Origin of the sequence: Thermoanaerobacter kivui, from assembly GCF_000763575.1 — a bacterium.
GTDB lineage: Bacteria > Bacillota > Thermoanaerobacteria > Thermoanaerobacterales > Thermoanaerobacteraceae > Thermoanaerobacter > Thermoanaerobacter kivui.
In genome coordinates this window covers 1,237,251-1,254,545 of the sequence record NZ_CP009170.1, presented here as the reverse complement: position 1 = coordinate 1,254,545, position 17,295 = coordinate 1,237,251, and the positions used below count along the sequence as shown (strand labels likewise).

Here is a 17,295-nt window from a genome sequence, read left to right as displayed (position 1 = left end):
ATTGGTAAAAGGTGTATGCTATAATTATTATGTCAATATAATGCTTTACTCAAAGAGTGGGTATTCCCACTCTTTAGTTTATATATAAATTTGAAAAATTAAATATAGGAGGAAAAGTGTATGTCTAAAATTGAACAACTTACAAGGGATTTAGTTATGCCCATCTTAGAAAAAAACAATTTTGAATTGGTAGATGTGGAATACAAAAAAGAAGGCAGTCACTGGTATTTACGGGTTTATATAGATAAAGAGGGTGGTATAACATTAGATGATTGTCAATTGGTAAGTGAATATCTAAGTGATAGACTTGATGAGGTTGACCCAATAGAACACAGTTACATTTTAGAAGTGTCTTCCCCTGGCATTGACAGGCCTCTTAAAACACCTCGAGACTTTGAAAAGCACATTGGCGCAGAAGTAGAGGTATCTTTGTACGCTCCTGTTGATAAAAAGAAAAAATTTGAAGGGGAACTTTTAGAGTTTACTGGAGATAAAGTCTGCATTTTGTACAACGGCGCAAGAAAAGAATTCGACATGAAAAATGTAAGTCTTGTTAAACCAGTCATAAAGTTTTAAAATTAAGGAGGGAGCAATAGTATGAACGCAGAATTCATCGAAGCTTTAAATTCTATTTGTGAGGAAAAAGGAATATCAAAAGATATCATGTTTGAAGCAATAGAAGCTGCTTTGGTTTCAGCGTATAAAAAAAATTATGGTTCTTCTCAAAATGTTAAAGTTGTGATGGATAGAGAAACAGGCGATGTAAAAGTTTATGCACAAAAAACTGTGGTGGAAAATGTGTATAACGATTTATTAGAAATTAGTTTGGAAGATGCAAGAAAAATAAACAAAAAATATCAAGTGGGAGATATAGTCGATATAGAAGTAACTCCTAAGACTTTTGGCAGAATTGCAGCCCAAAATGCCAAGCAAGTTGTAATCCAAAGGATTAGAGAAGCTGAACGAAACGTAATTTATGAGGAATTTTTAAGCAAAGAGACAGAAGTTGTAACGGGAATAGTGACAAGGGTTGATAAAAAAACTGTATTGGTCAATTTAGGAAGAATAGAAGCAGTATTAGGGCCTACTGAACAAATTCCAGGAGAGACTTTTACTCCTGGCGATAGAATTAAAGTGTACATCGTTGAAGTAAAAAAGACTACCAAAGGACCCCAAATTTTAATTTCACGGTCTCATCCAGGACTTGTGAAGAGGTTATTTGAATTAGAAGTCCCTGAAATTCAGCAGGGAATAGTTGAAATCCGAAGTATTGCGAGAGAAGCAGGGTCAAGGACGAAGATGGCTGTTTTTAGCAGAGACGAAAATGTAGATCCAGTTGGAGCCTGTGTTGGGTATAAAGGCAGTAGAGTACAAGCTGTTGTCAATGAATTAAAAGGTGAAAAAATAGACATAGTGAAATGGAGTTCAAAGCCTCAAGAATTTATAATGAATGCATTAAGTCCAGCAAAGGCTTTAAGCATTGAGATTTTAGATGAAAAGGAAAAAGTTGCACAGGTTATTGTTCCTGATTATCAATTATCCTTGGCAATTGGAAAAGAAGGACAAAATGCTAGATTGGCGGCAAAACTTACGGGGTGGAAAATAGATATAAAAAGCGAGTCCATGGTAAAAAGCTAAGTGAGGTGAAATGATGAAGACAAAAAAGGTCCCCATGAGGATGTGTTTGGGTTGCCAGCAAATGAAACCTAAAAAAGAGTTAATACGAATTGTAAGAAGGGCAAAAGATTCGGGTGTACAGGTAGATTTAACGGGTAAAGTGGCGGGGAGAGGATGTTATATTTGTAGAAACGTAGACTGTTTTGAAAAGGCTGTGAAGCTTAAAAGAATAGAAAAAGCGTTGGAAATACCTATCTCAGAAGAAATTTACCAGCAATTAAAGAGGGAGGTCCAAGATGAAGAATGACAGGTTTCATTCCATACTTGGGATCTCTAAAAAAGCGGGTAAACTGGTTTCTGGAACCTATAGTGTAGATAAATATCTCAAATTAAAGAAGGTTTTTTTAGTAATTTTAGCAAGGGATGTTTCAAAAAACACCTATAAAAAATTTTCAAGAATGTGTGAGTTTAGAAATATTCCTTATATTGTCCATTCTACAAAAGAGTTATTGGCAAGAGCTATAGGCAGAGAGCAAGTTGGAGTAATTGGTATAACAGATGAGGGACTAGCTAAAGTATTATTAGATGCGGCAAAGGAAGAAAATTATGGAGGTGAATAATATGTCTAAAATGAGAGTGTATGAGCTGGCAAAAGAATTAAATTTATCCAGTAAAGACCTTATATCTAAATTAAACGACTTAGACATCAAGGTAAAAAACCACATGAGTACTTTAGAAGATGAAGATGTAGAATTAATATTAGATATATTGACCGACAAGCCTAAAGAAACAGAGGAAACTAAAGAAGAAGTTGAGAACACTTTTATTGATGATATGGAAGATTTAGAAGAAGAAAGAACTTATAAAAAGAGTGGCAAAAAAGGCGGCAAAAAAAATAAAAAGAACAACAAAAAAGCTTTTGCTAAAAATATTGAAGAAGAGAAAAAAGAAGACGAGATAAAAATAATAACCATTCCAGAATTTTTGACTGTCAAAGAATTGTCAGAAAAAATGAAAATCAATCCTACGGAAATAATAAAAAAATTAATAGCAAAAGGCATAATGGTCACAGTAAACCAGCAAATAGATTTTGAAAATGCGGCAAAAATTGCGGAAGAATACGGATTTTTAGTAGATAAAGAAGAAGTAAAAGACGAATTCGAGTTATTGCTTGAGGATACGCCAGACGATGAAAGAGATTTGCAACCACGGCCTCCAATTGTTACAGTAATGGGACACGTAGACCACGGTAAAACTTCTCTATTAGATGCTATCAGAAAAACTAATGTAACCATGAAAGAAACTGGTGGAATCACTCAGCATATTGGCGCTTCAGTAGTTGAAATAAACGACAAAAAAATAGTTTTCTTAGATACTCCTGGACATGAGGCTTTTACAGCTATGAGGGCAAGAGGTGCCAGCATAACTGATATAGTAGTATTGGTGGTAGCAGCTGATGATGGCGTGATGCCCCAAACGGTTGAAGCGATAAACCATGTAAAAGCTGCTAATGTTCCTATTATTGTAGCCATAAATAAAATAGATTTGCCTACTGCAAATCCAGACAAAGTAAAGACAGAACTAAGTGAATTAGGGCTTGTGCCAGAAGAATGGGGCGGAAATACTATATGTGTAAATGTATCCGCTAAAAAGAACATAGGTATAGATAATCTCTTAGAAATGATTTTGTTGGTAGCAGAAATGGAAGATTTAAAAGCTAATCCTAATAAACCTGCAAGAGGTACCATAATAGAAGCAAAATTAGAAAAAGGAAAAGGTCCTGTTGCAACCGTAATTGTCCAAAGCGGAACCTTGCAGGTTGGAGATGTAATTTTAGCTGGTACTGTTTACGGAAAAGTGAGAGCTATGTTTGACGATAAAGGCAAAAGGATTAAAAAAGCAGGACTCTCTATGCCAGTAGAAGTTTTAGGTTTTTCTGAGGTTCCAGAGGCAGGAGACAAGTTTATAGTATTAGAGGACGATAAAAAAGCGAGAATATTGGCAGAGAAGCGCAAAGAACTTCAAAAAGAAATGGAACTCAAACGCAAGCAAAAGATTTCTCTTGAAGAGTTATTTAATCAAATAAAAGAAGGAAATGTAAAAGAATTAAATATCATTATAAAAGCAGATGTACAAGGATCGGTAGAAGCTCTCAAAAAATCAGTAGAAGAGCTCAGCAATGAAGAAGTAAGAATAAAAGTCATACACGGCGCAGTAGGAGCTATCACTGAAACAGACGTTATGTTGGCATCTGCTTCAAATGCTATTATAATAGGATTCAATGTAAGGCCAGAAACTAATGCAAAAAGTTTAGCCGAAAAAGAAAATGTTGATGTTAGACTATACAGAATTATATATGACGCTATTGAAGACATAAAAGCCGCTATAAAAGGTTTATTAGAGCCTAAGTATAAGGAAGTGGAGTTAGGAAGAGCAGAAGTAAGAGCTGTGTTTAGAGTACCTGGTGTAGGAAATGTTGCCGGTTGTTACGTCGTAAGTGGAAAAATTTTGAGAAATGCTGATATAAGAGTAATAAGAGATGGAATAGTAGTATATGAAGGTAAAATTGCTTCTTTAAAGAGGTTTAAAGATGACGTAAGAGAAGTCCAGCAGGGTTTTGAGTGTGGTATTGGCATTGATAAATTTAATGACATCAAAGAGGGGGATATAATAGAAGCATATCAAATGGAAGAAATTCCTCGTTGAAAGGATGATTATAATGCAGTACAGAAGTGGCAGACTTTCAGAAGAGATGAAAAGAGAAATAAGCAAAATGATTTTAGAGGAAATAAAAGACCCCAGAATTAAGGCTATGGTCAGCATTACTGACATAGAAGTCACAAAGGATTTAAGATATGCAAAAGTATATGTGAGCATATTTGGCAGTGAAGAAGACAAAAAAGAAACTTTTGAGGGTTTAAAAAGCGCAGCTGGTTATATAAGGCATGAAATTGGCAGAAGAATAAAAATGAGATATACTCCAGAAATCATCTTTGAATTAGATCCTTCTATAGAATATGGAGCTCACATTTCTGAAATTTTAAAGGAATTAAAAAAGCAAGAGGGTGATGATAATTGATTTTAATAGACGCAATAAATCACATAAAAGAAGCGCAGAAAATAATCTTAACAACACACATTGCTCCTGACGGAGATGCTTTGGGAACTGTCACGGGAATGTATAAAGTTTTTAAAAAGATGGGAAAAGAAGTAGATGCTTTTGTAGATGATGAAATCCCAGATATGTACAGTTTTGTTCCCAATATTGATAAAATATCTAAACCTTTTTTCAAAGAGGCGGATGTGGTTTTGATTTTTGATTGTGCTGATGAAGAGAGATTGGGTAGAGCAAAAGAGCTGTTAAAGTCGAAGGCTGCAACTATCAACATAGACCATCACATTTCAAACACTCTATACGCAAAGATGAACTATGTGGATACTAATGCAGCTGCAACTGCGGAAATAGCTTATCAAATAGTAAAACTTTTGGGAGTAGATTTTGACGAGGAAATATCTACCAGTTTCTATACAGCAATTTTGACAGATACAGGTGGGTTTATGTATGAGTCTACAACTTCTATAACTCACCAGATAGCAGGAGATTTGATAAATAATGGCGCCAAATTTAAAGAAGTTGGAGACAAAGTATTCAACAGCATTAAATTTAACAAAGCAAAACTTTTAGGTAGAGCATTAGACAGTCTCACTCTGTATGGTGAAGGGAAAATTGCCTATATGGAAATCTTAAAGCGAGATTTTGAAGAAACCAACACAGATTTGACTCAAATTGAAAATATCATTAATTACGGCAGAAATGTTGAAGGAGTAGAAGTAGCAGTACTTTTGATAGAAAAAGAAGACGAAGTAAAAATAAGTTTGCGTTCCAAGGAAAAGGTTGATGTAAATAAAATTGCAAACATTTTTGGTGGAGGAGGCCATATAAGAGCTTCTGGTTGTAGCATTAAAGGAAATATTGATGAAGCAAAAGAAAAAATTTTACAAGCAATATTTAAAGAGTTTGAGGGATAAAAAGTGGAGGGCATACTAAACGTTTTAAAACCTCCTGGCATGACTTCTCACAATGTCGTAGACTTTATAAGAAAAACTTTCAAAATTAAAAAAGTTGGCCATACGGGTACATTAGACCCGGATGCAGCAGGAGTTTTACCTATATGCATTGGTTACGCCACTAAATTTACATCATATCTAATGGAACAAAAAAAGAGGTATAGATTTGAAATAACCTTTGGTTTTTCTACAGACACTTTAGACAAAAGCGGAAAAATTATTGATAGCGGACCGGTAGTGCTTATAAAGGATGAAGAGCTATTCCAAGTGTTAAATAAGTTTAAAGGAAATATAAAACAAGTTCCTCCAATGTACTCTGCAAAAAAAATCAAAGGAAAAAAATTATACGAATACGCAAGGGAAGGAAAGACAATTGATATTCCTCCTATAGAAGTTACAATTTACAATATAGAATTGATAGAGTACAAACCTCCATACCAACTTTTAATAGATGTAGAGTGTTCCAAAGGAACTTACGTAAGGTCATTGGTAAGAGATATATGTGAAGAACTAAATATGCCAGGTTATATGTCTATGCTCATAAGGACGCAAGTAGGACCTTTTAGGATAGAGGAGTCCTATACCATTGAAGAGGTCAAGGAAGGTAAAGCAAAAATACAACCAGTAGATATCTTTCTTGACATGCCTTCTGCAAAATTAACTGCTTTAGATTCTGATAGAATCCTCAAAGGACAATTTATCAAAAACAGCTATGGTATTGAAACATCGCCCTTTAAGTTGTATGATAATAATGGTAAATTTATTGGCATAGGGGTGTTACATCAAGACAAAATTCGCCCCAAAAGGATACTATTGAGGGGGAAATAGTGATTGCAAGTCATTGATGAAACTAATATATTACAATTCGACGATTATAAAGGAATAGCATTGGGAAATTTTGATGGCATTCACTTGGGACACCAAGAGTTAATAAAAAGGGCGATTTCCCTTTCACAAAGTCATAATTTAAAAAGTGCTGTTTTTACTTTTAAACAGCACACGTTGGAAATATTGTCTCCAAATCAAAAACCTGAACTCATAATGAGTCAGCAAAAGAAATTGGAAGTTTTAAAGCAATTTAGCCTTGACTATGGAATATTTTTTAACTTTAGCAGGGAGTTTTCACAGTTGACTCCTGAAGAATTTGTAAAAAAAGTTTTAGTAGAGAAATTAAAGGCTAAAATAATTGTAGTGGGATATAATTACAGATTTGGTTATAAAGCCTTGGGAAATATGGAAAGTTTGCAAAAATATTCAAAAGTTTATTATTTTGAAGTACATGTGGTACCACCTGTTACATTAGAAGGGGTAGTTGTGAGCAGCAGTTATATAAGGCAATTAATAAAGTCAGGAGAAATTGAAAGAGCTAATAAATTTTTAGGACGTTTTTTCTCCTTAGAAGGTGAAGTAGTACACGGAAGAGAAGTAGGTAGAAAATTAGGCTTTCCTACTGCCAATTTACAAATTAAAGATAACATAGTCCTTCCTAAGACAGGTGTTTATGTCACTCGGGTCAAAGTAATGGATAAATTGTATTTAGGAGTAACGAACATCGGCTTTAAACCAACTTTTGAAGGAAAAGACGTTTCTATTGAATCATATCTTTTGGATTGCAATGAGAATTTATACGGCAAACACATAGAAGTAGAGTTTGTAAAAAGAATTCGCGATGAAATAAAATTTGACAGCATTGGAGACCTGAAAAAACAAGTTTTTAAAGATATTAACTACGCTAAAAAATTTAAAAATATTTTACAAGAGAAACTTTATATGATAAAATAAAATAGCAAATTTACCTTATGCTTTGATATTCGTATCTCCGGCGGTATCTAAGCGTAAGGCGTATCCTAAAATGTGGAGGTGAAATTTATGCTAGACAAAGAAAAAAAGGCAGAAATAATCAACAAGTTTAAGCTTCACGATACCGACACGGGTTCTCCAGAAGTACAGATTGCCCTTTTGACGGAGAGAATTAACAACTTAAATGCCCATTTACAAGTTCACAAAAAGGACAATCACTCAAGAAGAGGTCTTCTTAAGATGGTAGGTCAAAGAAGGGCATTGTTAAACTATTTAATGAAAACAGATATGGAGAGGTATCGTGCCATTATTAAAAAATTGGATCTGAGAAAATAGAGCGAGATACCTCGCTCTATTTTCTATAAAAAATTTTACGAAGGGAGGATAATATGGAAGAACGAACTTTTGAAATGGAATTAGCCGGAAGAAAATTAGTAGTACAGACGGGAAGAGTAGCGCAACAGGCTAATGGTGCTGTGTGGGTAAAATATGGCGATACTGTTGTTTTGGTTACTGCATGCGCTTCCAAAGAGCCACGTGAAGGAATTGACTTTTTCCCTCTGACTGTTGAATACGAAGAAAGGCTGTATTCCGTTGGAAAAATTCCTGGAGGCTTTATAAAAAGAGAAGGAAAACCTAGTGAAAAAGCGATACTTTCGGCGCGACTTATTGACAGGCCTATAAGACCTTTGTTTCCTGATGGCTACAGAAACGATGTACAGATAATAGCTACAGTTTTGTCAGTAGACCCAGATGTACAGCCAGAAATTGTAGCAATGATTGGTTCTTCAGTTGCTCTTTCAATTTCAGACATACCATTTAATGGTCCCACTGGTGCGGTAGCTGTAGGCTTAGTTGACGGGGAATTTATAATAAATCCAAATCAGCAGCAGAGAGAAAAGAGCTTAATGCATTTAGTAGTTTCAGGTACAAAAGATGCTATTGTAATGGTAGAAGCAGGCGCAAAAGAAGTTCCAGAAGAAACTATGTTGGATGCTATAATGTATGCTCATGAATATATAAAACAAATTGTAGAATTTATCGAAGGAATCGTCCAAGAAGTAGGTGTTCCTAAGAGTGAAGTAATTTTACATGAAATAGACAAAGAGCTAGAGGAAAAAGTTCGCGCTTTTGCAACAGAGAAAATATACAACGCTTTGAGGACAGAGGAAAAGAAAGAGAGAAACGACAATATCGACAAGGTAGAGCAAGAAGTATTAGAGCACTTCAAAGACGAATATCCTGATAATCTAGCTGATATCGATGAAATACTTTATAACATAACAAAAGAACAAATGAGAAAGATGATAACAGAAGAAAAAATAAGGGTAGACGGAAGAGGACTTGATGACATCCGACCAATATGGTGCGAAGTAGGGGTACTGCCAAGAACCCATGGTTCTGCAATTTTTACAAGAGGACAAACTCAAGTGCTTACAGTTGCTACGTTGGGAGCATTGGGGGATATTCAAATTCTCGATGGTTTAGGAGACGAAGAATCTAAAAGGTATATGCACCATTACAATTTCCCGCCTTACAGCGTAGGAGAAGTAAGGCCTTTAAGAGGTCCAGGTAGAAGAGAAATTGGTCATGGTGCTTTAGCTGAAAGAGCATTGGAACCCATGATTCCTTCTGAGGACGAGTTTCCTTACACCATAAGGTTGGTGTCGGAAGTTTTAAGTTCTAACGGTTCTACTTCTCAAGCCAGTGTGTGTGGAAGTACCTTGGCTTTGATGGATGCAGGAGTTCCCATAAAAGCACCAGTAGCAGGAGTAGCAATGGGACTTATCAAAGAAGGAGATGTGGTATCTGTTCTTACAGATATACAGGGGATAGAAGATTTTCTTGGAGACATGGATTTTAAAGTGGCTGGTACAGAAAAAGGAATCACAGCGATACAAATGGACATAAAGATACCTGGGATCGACAAAGAAATTTTAAAGATGGCTTTAGAAAAAGCAAGAAAAGGGAGACTTTATATACTCAACAAAATGCTGGAAGTCATAAAAGAACCCAGAAAAGAGCTGTCAATCTATGCTCCACGAGTAATAAGAATGCTTGTTGACCCTGAAAAAATCAGAGAAATCATCGGTCCTGGTGGCAAAACTATAAGTAAAATTATTGCAGAAACAGGAGTAAAAATCGATATCGAAGAAGACGGAAGACTTTTTATAACTGCATCAGATTTAAAGTCTGGTGAAAGGGCAAAACAAATGATTGAAGCTATAACAAGGGATATAGAAGTAGGAGGAATATATTTAGGCAAAGTGTTAAGGATAACTTCTTTTGGGGCATTTGTGGAGATTGCTCCAGGTAAAGAAGGACTTGTACACATTTCCAAACTTTCTAAAAAACGTGTACAAAGAGTAGAAGATGTAGTAAAAGTTGGCGATGATATACTAGTAAAAGTTACAGATATAGATAAACAAGGAAGAATAACCCTTTCAAGGAAAGATGCACTGCCCGATGAAGAGGATGATAAAAAGAAATAAAGGCATAAACCGACTGCACGGTTTATGTTTTTTATTTTTTAGTAATATATTCGCTTCGTGGTTGAATAAAATTAAAGTGAGAATATCAACGGGTGGTGTTATAATGAAAATATATTATATAAAATATCCAAAAAAGTCTTTTTTGATTGCTCTAATTATAGCCATATTAGCAATTATATTTTTAGCTTACATAATTACTAGTTCTGTTTCTACTTTCAATGTAAATGAACCTATCTACAAGGGAAATACAAACGAAAAAAAGATTGCTTTTGCTTGCAATGTAGCATGGGGAGACGAATACATACCCAAAATGTTAGAGATTTTTAAAGACAACGACATTAACATTACATTTTTTTTTGAAGGAAAATGGGCTGAAAAAAATCCAGATGTAATCAAAGAAATTTTTCAAAAAGGCCATGAAGTAGGAAGCCATGGATATACCCATGTCAAATATACTAGTCTTAGCAGGCAACAGTACGAAGAGGACATAAGGAAGTGTGGAGAGTTATTAGAAAAAATTACTGGCACTAAACCTACTCTTTTTGCCCCTCCTTATGGCGATTTTAATGAGGAAGTAGTGAAAGTAGCAGAGCAGCAAGGCTATAAAGTTATTTTATGGAGTTTAGATACTATAGATTGGAACAATCCCAGCCCGGAGACAATTGTACATAGGGTTATGAGCAAACATCACAATGATGCTATTGTTTTGATGCATCCTACTAAAAATACTGTAGAAGCATTACCAGAGATAATAAAACAGTTAAAAGAAAAGGGGTATAAAATAACCAAAGTATCAGAAGTAATTGTAGACAACGGCTAACTTGTGTTATAATAATAATTAGTTTGCAAAGGAGGATAAAATGTACATACAAAAGACCATTGAAGGTGTTAATGTTGTAGCATATAAAACTCCTCATGTACACTCTGTCTATATAGGTACGTGGATAAAAGCTGGCTCTATGTACGAAAGTAAAAATATTAACGGCATATCTCATTTTATAGAACACATGGTTTTTAAGGGGTCAAATTTAAGGAGTGCAAAGCAGATTGCAGAAGAAACAGACAGCATAGGAGGTCAGCTAAACGGATTTACAGAAAAAGAAAGTACCTGTTTTTATATAAAAGTATTAAATACTCATGTAGAGAAAGCTATTGATATACTGTTTGACATGGTTTTTAATCCCGCTTTTAAAGAGGAAGATATAGCAAAAGAAAAAAGAGTAGTTTTCGAAGAAATACTGACAGAACTGGATTCTCCAGAAGACATAGCATATAACCTTTTGGCTAAGACAATATGGAAGGGAAATTCTTTGGCTTTACCGGTTTTAGGTACTTTTTCTTCTGTCAAAAGGTTAAATAAAAAAGGCATTATGGATTATTATGTAAAACACTATAACAAAGAAAATATAGTCATTACTATAGCAGGCAATTTTAATGAGGATATTTTTGAAATACTTCAGAAGCATTTGTCAAAAATAAAGAATGGTACAAATACTTCCCAATTAATTTCTCCTACATGGCATAAAGATGTAGCTTTATACGAAAAAGATTTTGAACAGGTGAATTTATGTATAGGATTACCCAGCATAACGTATGACTTTAAAAAAGTATATGCTTTAGCAATAATAAACAATGCTTTTGGGGGAGGAATGAGTTCAAGACTTTTCCAAAAAATAAGAGAAGATAAAGGACTGGTTTATTCTATCTATTCTTACCCTTCTACTTACGTCCATGCAGGCGTTTTTTCTATTTTTTCAAGTATGACCCCTAACAATCTCAGAAAAGTGTATGACCTAATTTTAGAAGAGATAAATGACATAAATGCAAATGGATTTACAAAAACAGAAATTGACAAATTTAGAGAACAATTAAGGATTAATATTTTAATGGATTTAGATAGCATAAGCAGTCGAATGAGTTCCATGGGTAAGTCTGTGCTTTTATTTAATAGAGTATACTCTGTAGAAGAAATTTTAGAGACTATAGATAGACTGACTTATGAAGAGATAAATGAATTAGCTAAAGAAATTATAAATCCTACTGAAATGAGTATTGCCGTAGTAGGAAGACTAAACAAAAAAGATAAAGGGTGGTTGGAAAATGTCAGAGGTACTTAAAATAAAAAGAACTGAAGATGCAAAGGATTTACCTCTTCCGCAGTATATGAGTGAGGGAGCAGCAGGCATGGATTTATATGCAAATGTTAAGGAAGATGTTGTATTAAAACCTGGAGATATAAAGCTAATACCGACTGGTATAAAAATTGAACTGCCAAAAAATTATGAAGCCCAAATAAGGCCAAGAAGCGGTTTGGCATTAAACTATGGTATAACTCTTTTAAATACCCCAGGTACTATTGATTCTGATTATAGAGGTGAAATAAAACTTATTATGATCAATTTGGGAAAAGAAGAATTTATAATAAAAAGAGGACAAAGAGTAGCCCAGATGGTGATAAATCAAATAACAAGGCCTAAAATCGTAGAAGTCGATAATCTCTCTGAAACTGAAAGGGATGTTGGAGGATTTGGCCATACCGGAATATGAGGGGGAATTTTTAATGAGGTTAAGTGAATTTGGCAACAAAGAGATTGTAAATCTAACAGATGGCAGAAGATGGGGATTGGTAGAGGATTCGGATTTGGTGATAGACGAAGAAACAGGAAAAATTCTTTCTATAATCGTGTACGAATCAAGGGGATTATTTAGAGGTAGGTCTGGTTATTTTGAAATAAGTTGGGATTCTATTAGAAAAATTGGAGATGATATGCTTATTGTAGAGTTTGAGGATGGTAAAAGGCGTTTTTATTAAAAATACACTTCTCTTTATCGCTTTAATGAAGTATAATATTAGAGAATATAATATCATCTTTAATATGAAAGGATGAGAATGTGAATATATTAGTTCAAAAATTCGGAGGAACTTCTGTATCAACACCTGAAAGAAGAGAGATGGCTGTATCAAAGGTAATTAAAGCAGTAGAAAATGGATTTAGTGTGGTAGTTGTAGTTTCTGCTATGGGACGAAATGGAGACCCATACGCTACAGATACCTTAATAAATATGGCTAAGTCCATAAATGAAGATATGTCCAAAAGGGAATTGGACTTATTGATGACCTGTGGAGAAATCATCTCCAGTGTAATTTTTGCAGCTACTTTGTCCAGCAAAGGATATAAAGCAAAAGTATTTACAGGAGGACAAGCAGGAATTATAACTGATGATAATTTTGGCAATGCAGAAATCATAAAAGTAGAACCAACAAGGCTTTTAGAAAGCTTATCTGAAGGAATCATTCCAATAGTTGCTGGTTTCCAAGGGATGACAAGAGAAGGAGACGTGACTACTTTAGGCAGGGGTGGAAGCGATACAACAGCTGCCCTCTTAGGGGAAGCTTTGAAAGCTTCTGCGGTAGAAATATACACAGATGTAGACGGGATAATGACAGCAGACCCCCGTATTGTCTCTAAAGCACACATCTTAAAGAAAATAAGCTATAACGAAGTTTTTCAATTTGCGGAACAAGGTGCAAAAGTTGTACATCCTCGGGCAGTTGAAATAGCTATGAGAGGTAATATACCTCTTGTCATAAAAAACACTCTGTCAGACAGTCCGGGTACTATCATTACTCAATACAACGAAGCCTATGATAATATATACGATATTGACAAATTGGTAACTGGAATTGCCAATATGGACAACAGAGTCCAAATTTCAATAGAAAACGGCGAGAATACAGAAGGTATTTTTGAAAAGATCGCTGACCACAAAATAAGCATAGACCTCATTAATATTTTCCCTGAAAAACAAGTATTTACAATTTCGGCTGCTGATTTTGACAAATTAAAGAGAATATTTGAGGAAAACAATATAAAATATTCTTGTAGGACGAATTGCTCTAAAGTGTCTATCATAGGAAACAGAATAAGAGGCGTTCCTGGTGTCATGGCAAGAATAATAAAAGTATTATCTAAGCACAATATCGAAATTTACCAAACTGCTGACTCCCACAACACTATATCTTGTCTTGTAAGTCAAGATAAAGCAGAAGAAGCTGTAAGAGTACTTCACGATGAATTTAAATTAGAAGAGATAGAATAGGCGAGGCGCATATTATGCGCTTTTTTTTTTATACTATATTGTGGGAGTGTGATTGACATGGATTTTTTAAAAAACGAAGAAACAGGGCAGCCTCAGGCTATTCCTCCAGTACAAGATAACTTAAAAAATTTTGGACAAACAAATATTCCAAATTTTGAAAGTGATATTCACTGTCTTACCATAATAGGGCAAATTGAGGGACACATGATATTGCCGCCGCAGAACAAGACTACGAAGTATGAGCACATAATACCTCAGTTAGTGGCTATAGAGGAAAATCCTAACATAAAAGGAGTACTGATTTTGCTTAACACTGTAGGAGGAGATGTAGAAGCGGGACTAGCTATCTCTGAAATGATAGCAAGCCTTTCTAAACCGACAGTATCAATAGTATTAGGAGGAGGCCACAGTATTGGAGTGCCTTTGGCAGTCTCTGCAAATTATTCTTATATAGTCCCCAGTGCTACAATGACGATTCACCCTATAAGAATGACAGGGCTAGTAGTTGGAGTCCCTCAGACTTTTGATTATTTTAATAAAATGCAAGACAGAATAGTAGAATTCATAGTGAGAAATTCAAAAGTAAAAAGAGAAGTTTTTATGAAGTTGATGCTTAAAACCGGAGAATTGGCCAATGACATAGGAACTATTTTAGTGGGTAAAGAAGCAGTGGATTATGGGTTGATAGACGAAATAGGAGGTATTAAAGAGGCATTAAAAAGGCTACATACCATGATTAAAGAAAGGGAAGGGGAGAAATGATGCTGTACACCATAATTCCCTATGAACTAATTTTTGGGCATCGAGAGGATATAAAAAGTGAGTATATAGAATTAAAGATGGACAACAAACACTTATTAGTAGAAAGATTGCCAAATGGCAGTTTTATGGTCCAAAGGTTGTATTCTACAAATCCTTTTGATTATCTTGACAAACGATATGGTCCCGGAAGTATAATAAATATACATTAAGCTAACTTTGTGTTATAATAGATGTGTTTGGACACATCTATTTTTTATTGATATTTTGCTTGGTTAATACTAAAATTTTTATAGAGAAATAAAAAACAGGTGGTATTATGATTGATAAAAAACAAAAGTCTCTTAAAAACGAGGTCATTGGAATTATATTTTTAGCTTTTACTCTTATTTCTTTGCTCAGTTTGTACACTGATACCACAGGTGCATTTGGAAAAAGCATAGCTATATTTTTAAAAGGTTTTTTTGGCATAGGTTCTTATGTGATATCTGCTCTTATTTTTGTATTTGCCTTGATGTTCCTTTTTAAAAATCAAAATTTTATAAAATTACATAAAGGGATAGCACTATTCGGGCTTTTTTTGGCACTTATCAGTTTAGACCACCTATACTATTTTGCTTTTGAAAAAGGACTAAAGGAATACCTTTTAGAGGCTTATAAAAGTGGCATAAATAATATGGGTGGTGGAGCAGTTGCAGCATTTTTTGTATATTTTTTAATGAAATTTTTAGGAATTACAGGAAGTTATATATTAATAATATCTTCTCTCATTATTTTCATAGTGCTTATTACTGATGTGTCTTTTGTTACCCTCACTAAGATAATATATAATAACGTAAAAAACAAAACCACAAAGTTAAAGAAAAGAAAAGAGACAGATAATGAAATGTTAGCTATAAAAAAAGAAGAACTTTCTCCTGAATTGGAGGAGGAAAGAATTCCAGAAGAAGACTTGGTTGAAAATAAAAAAAATGACATAATAGAGCATGTGGATGAAGAGAGAAAAGTCTATGAAAAAAGTATAAAAGATGAAGAGGAATTAAAAAGCGAATACATGCGTCCTCCTATAACTCTTTTAAGAGAAGCTATACCACCACCTAAAATAAAAAACGAACTTTTAATGGAAAAAGTCAGAAAAATAGAAGAGACTCTTCAAAATTTTGGAGTAGATGCAAAAGTCATTCAGGTCACAAAAGGACCTGCTATTACTCGCTTCGAATTACAACCAAGTGCAGGAGTCAAAGTTAGCAGAATTGTGAGTCTCACTGACGACATCGCTTTAAGCCTTGCAGCTCCTTCTGTAAGAATAGAAGCTCCTATTCCTGGAAAGTCAGCTGTAGGTATAGAAGTACCAAATGAAAAGATTTCTCCTGTTTATCTTAGGGAAGTGATAGATAGCAAAAAGTTTAGAAACTTTAAATCCAATTTAGCGATTGCTTTAGGAAAAGACATTGCAGGTAATATAGTTATAGCAGATTTAGCTAAAATGCCTCACTTGCTTATAGCTGGTGCGACGGGCTCAGGTAAAAGTGTTTGCATTAATTCCCTTATAGTAAGCCTTTTATACAAAGCTTCACCTCAAGGAGTAAAGATGATATTGATTGACCCTAAGGTTGTTGAATTAAATATTTACAATGGAATTCCTCACCTTCTCACCCCTGTTGTTACAGATCCAAAAAAAGCTGCTGGAGTTTTAAATTGGGCTGTTCAAGAAATGACTAAAAGATATACTTTGTTTGCAGAACATGGGGTAAGAGACATAGACAGTTTTAACGAAAAATACAAGGAAAACAGCTTATATAAAATAGTAATTATAATAGATGAGCTTTCTGACCTAATGATGGTATCACCAGCAGAGGTAGAAGAGTATATATTTAGACTAGCACAAATGGCAAGAGCAGCCGGTATCCATCTTGTAATTGCTACACAAAGGCCTTCTGTTGATGTAATTACAGGGGTTATTAAGGCAAATATACCTTCCAGAATTTCTTTTGCGGTATCTTCTCAAATTGATTCTCGAACTATTCTCGACATGGCAGGAGCAGAAAAACTTTTAGGGAAAGGGGATATGCTTTTTAATCCTATTGGAGAATCAAAACCAATAAGAGTTCAAGGGGCTTTTATATCGGAAGAAGAAGTAGAAGCTGTTGTCAACTTTTTAAAGACTCATTCCCAGCCACAGTACGAAAGAATAGAGATTGAATCAAAAAACGATACTAAATCCTATGAACAACAAGAGGATGAACTCTTACAAGATGCTATTTCTGTAATTTTAGAAACAGGACAGGCTTCTATTTCCATGTTGCAAAGAAGGCTGAGAATCGGTTATGCAAGAGCTGCCCGTATCATAGACCAATTAGAACAAAAGGGAATCATAAGTGGTTATGATGGTTCTAAACCTCGGCAAATTCTTTTATCTAAAGAAGAAATAAAAAAACTGCTGGAAAATTAAATCTTG

The 17,295-nt window shown here is 34.6% G+C and carries 19 protein-coding genes; all 19 read left to right on the top strand.

Features of this window, described 5'->3' with window-relative positions:
• Positions 1-120: 120 nt before the first annotated feature.
• The 19 genes from rimP (at position 121) to TKV_RS06275 (ending at position 17,289) form a co-directional block, all read left to right on the top strand.
• A complete protein-coding gene (rimP, locus tag TKV_RS06365) occupies positions 121-576 on the top strand; it encodes a ribosome maturation factor RimP (protein WP_049685238.1) in 456 nt (151 codons plus the stop codon).
• Between the two features lie 21 nt (positions 577-597).
• The gene (gene nusA / locus TKV_RS06360) at positions 598-1,638 is read left to right on the top strand and encodes a transcription termination factor NusA (protein ID WP_049685237.1); all 1,041 of its coding nucleotides are present in this window, start codon (positions 598-600) and stop codon (positions 1,636-1,638) included.
• Between the two features lie 13 nt (positions 1,639-1,651).
• A complete protein-coding gene (gene rnpM, locus TKV_RS06355) occupies positions 1,652-1,924 on the top strand; it encodes an RNase P modulator RnpM (protein ID WP_049685236.1) in 273 nt (90 codons plus the stop codon).
• Entirely contained in the window at positions 1,914-2,237 is a 324-nt protein-coding gene (locus TKV_RS06350; protein WP_049685235.1) for a L7Ae/L30e/S12e/Gadd45 family ribosomal protein, read from the top strand. Before rnpM ends, TKV_RS06350 begins: the two co-directional genes overlap by 11 nt.
• Positions 2,224-4,323: a translation initiation factor IF-2 gene (infB, locus tag TKV_RS06345; protein WP_049685234.1), complete on the top strand. Its 2,100-nt coding sequence runs from the start codon at positions 2,224-2,226 to the stop codon at positions 4,321-4,323. Before TKV_RS06350 ends, infB begins: the two co-directional genes overlap by 14 nt.
• A gap of 13 nt (positions 4,324-4,336) precedes the next feature.
• Positions 4,337-4,696 carry a 30S ribosome-binding factor RbfA gene (rbfA, locus tag TKV_RS06340; RefSeq protein ID WP_049685233.1) on the top strand — a complete coding sequence of 120 codons (360 nt, stop codon included), beginning with the start codon at positions 4,337-4,339 and terminating at the stop codon, positions 4,694-4,696.
• Complete coding sequence (locus TKV_RS06335) at positions 4,693-5,646, top strand: DHH family phosphoesterase (protein ID WP_049685232.1); 954 nt, start codon at positions 4,693-4,695, stop codon at positions 5,644-5,646. Before rbfA ends, TKV_RS06335 begins: the two co-directional genes overlap by 4 nt.
• 3 nt (positions 5,647-5,649) lie before the next feature.
• A complete protein-coding gene (truB, locus tag TKV_RS06330) occupies positions 5,650-6,513 on the top strand; it encodes a tRNA pseudouridine(55) synthase TruB (protein ID WP_049685231.1) in 864 nt (287 codons plus the stop codon).
• A 3-nt stretch (positions 6,514-6,516) separates the two neighbouring features.
• Entirely contained in the window at positions 6,517-7,467 is a 951-nt protein-coding gene (locus TKV_RS06325; RefSeq protein ID WP_049685230.1) for a bifunctional riboflavin kinase/FAD synthetase, read from the top strand.
• A gap of 87 nt (positions 7,468-7,554) precedes the next feature.
• Positions 7,555-7,821 (top strand): 30S ribosomal protein S15, encoded by a 267-nt coding sequence (rpsO, locus tag TKV_RS06320; RefSeq protein ID WP_049685229.1) that lies wholly within the window; start codon positions 7,555-7,557, stop codon positions 7,819-7,821.
• 53 nt (positions 7,822-7,874) lie between these two features.
• On the top strand, positions 7,875-9,977 hold the full coding sequence (locus TKV_RS06315; protein WP_049685228.1) for a polyribonucleotide nucleotidyltransferase: 2,103 nt from the start codon (positions 7,875-7,877) through the stop codon (positions 9,975-9,977).
• Between the two features lie 103 nt (positions 9,978-10,080).
• Entirely contained in the window at positions 10,081-10,797 is a 717-nt protein-coding gene (locus TKV_RS06310; protein ID WP_049686234.1) for a polysaccharide deacetylase family protein, read from the top strand.
• Between the two features lie 40 nt (positions 10,798-10,837).
• Positions 10,838-12,094 (top strand): M16 family metallopeptidase, encoded by a 1,257-nt coding sequence (locus tag TKV_RS06305; protein ID WP_049685227.1) that lies wholly within the window; start codon positions 10,838-10,840, stop codon positions 12,092-12,094.
• Positions 12,078-12,524: a dUTP diphosphatase gene (gene dut / locus TKV_RS06300; RefSeq protein WP_049685226.1), complete on the top strand. Its 447-nt coding sequence runs from the start codon at positions 12,078-12,080 to the stop codon at positions 12,522-12,524. The genes TKV_RS06305 and dut overlap by 17 nt, the downstream gene beginning before the upstream one ends.
• Before the next feature lie 13 nt (positions 12,525-12,537).
• On the top strand, positions 12,538-12,789 hold the full coding sequence (locus TKV_RS06295) for a YlmC/YmxH family sporulation protein (protein WP_049685225.1): 252 nt from the start codon (positions 12,538-12,540) through the stop codon (positions 12,787-12,789).
• 80 nt (positions 12,790-12,869) lie between these two features.
• Complete coding sequence (dapG, locus tag TKV_RS06290) at positions 12,870-14,078, top strand: aspartate kinase (RefSeq protein WP_049685224.1); 1,209 nt, start codon at positions 12,870-12,872, stop codon at positions 14,076-14,078.
• Positions 14,079-14,135: 57 nt separating this feature from the next.
• Positions 14,136-14,840, top strand: coding sequence for a ClpP family protease (locus TKV_RS06285; protein ID WP_049685223.1), 705 nt, complete (start codon positions 14,136-14,138; stop codon positions 14,838-14,840).
• Positions 14,840-15,049 carry a YlzJ-like family protein gene (locus TKV_RS06280; RefSeq protein ID WP_049685222.1) on the top strand — a complete coding sequence of 70 codons (210 nt, stop codon included), beginning with the start codon at positions 14,840-14,842 and terminating at the stop codon, positions 15,047-15,049. Before TKV_RS06285 ends, TKV_RS06280 begins: the two co-directional genes overlap by 1 nt.
• 107 nt (positions 15,050-15,156) lie before the next feature.
• Positions 15,157-17,289 carry an FtsK/SpoIIIE family DNA translocase gene (locus TKV_RS06275; RefSeq protein WP_049685221.1) on the top strand — a complete coding sequence of 711 codons (2,133 nt, stop codon included), beginning with the start codon at positions 15,157-15,159 and terminating at the stop codon, positions 17,287-17,289.
• Positions 17,290-17,295 lie beyond the last annotated feature (6 nt).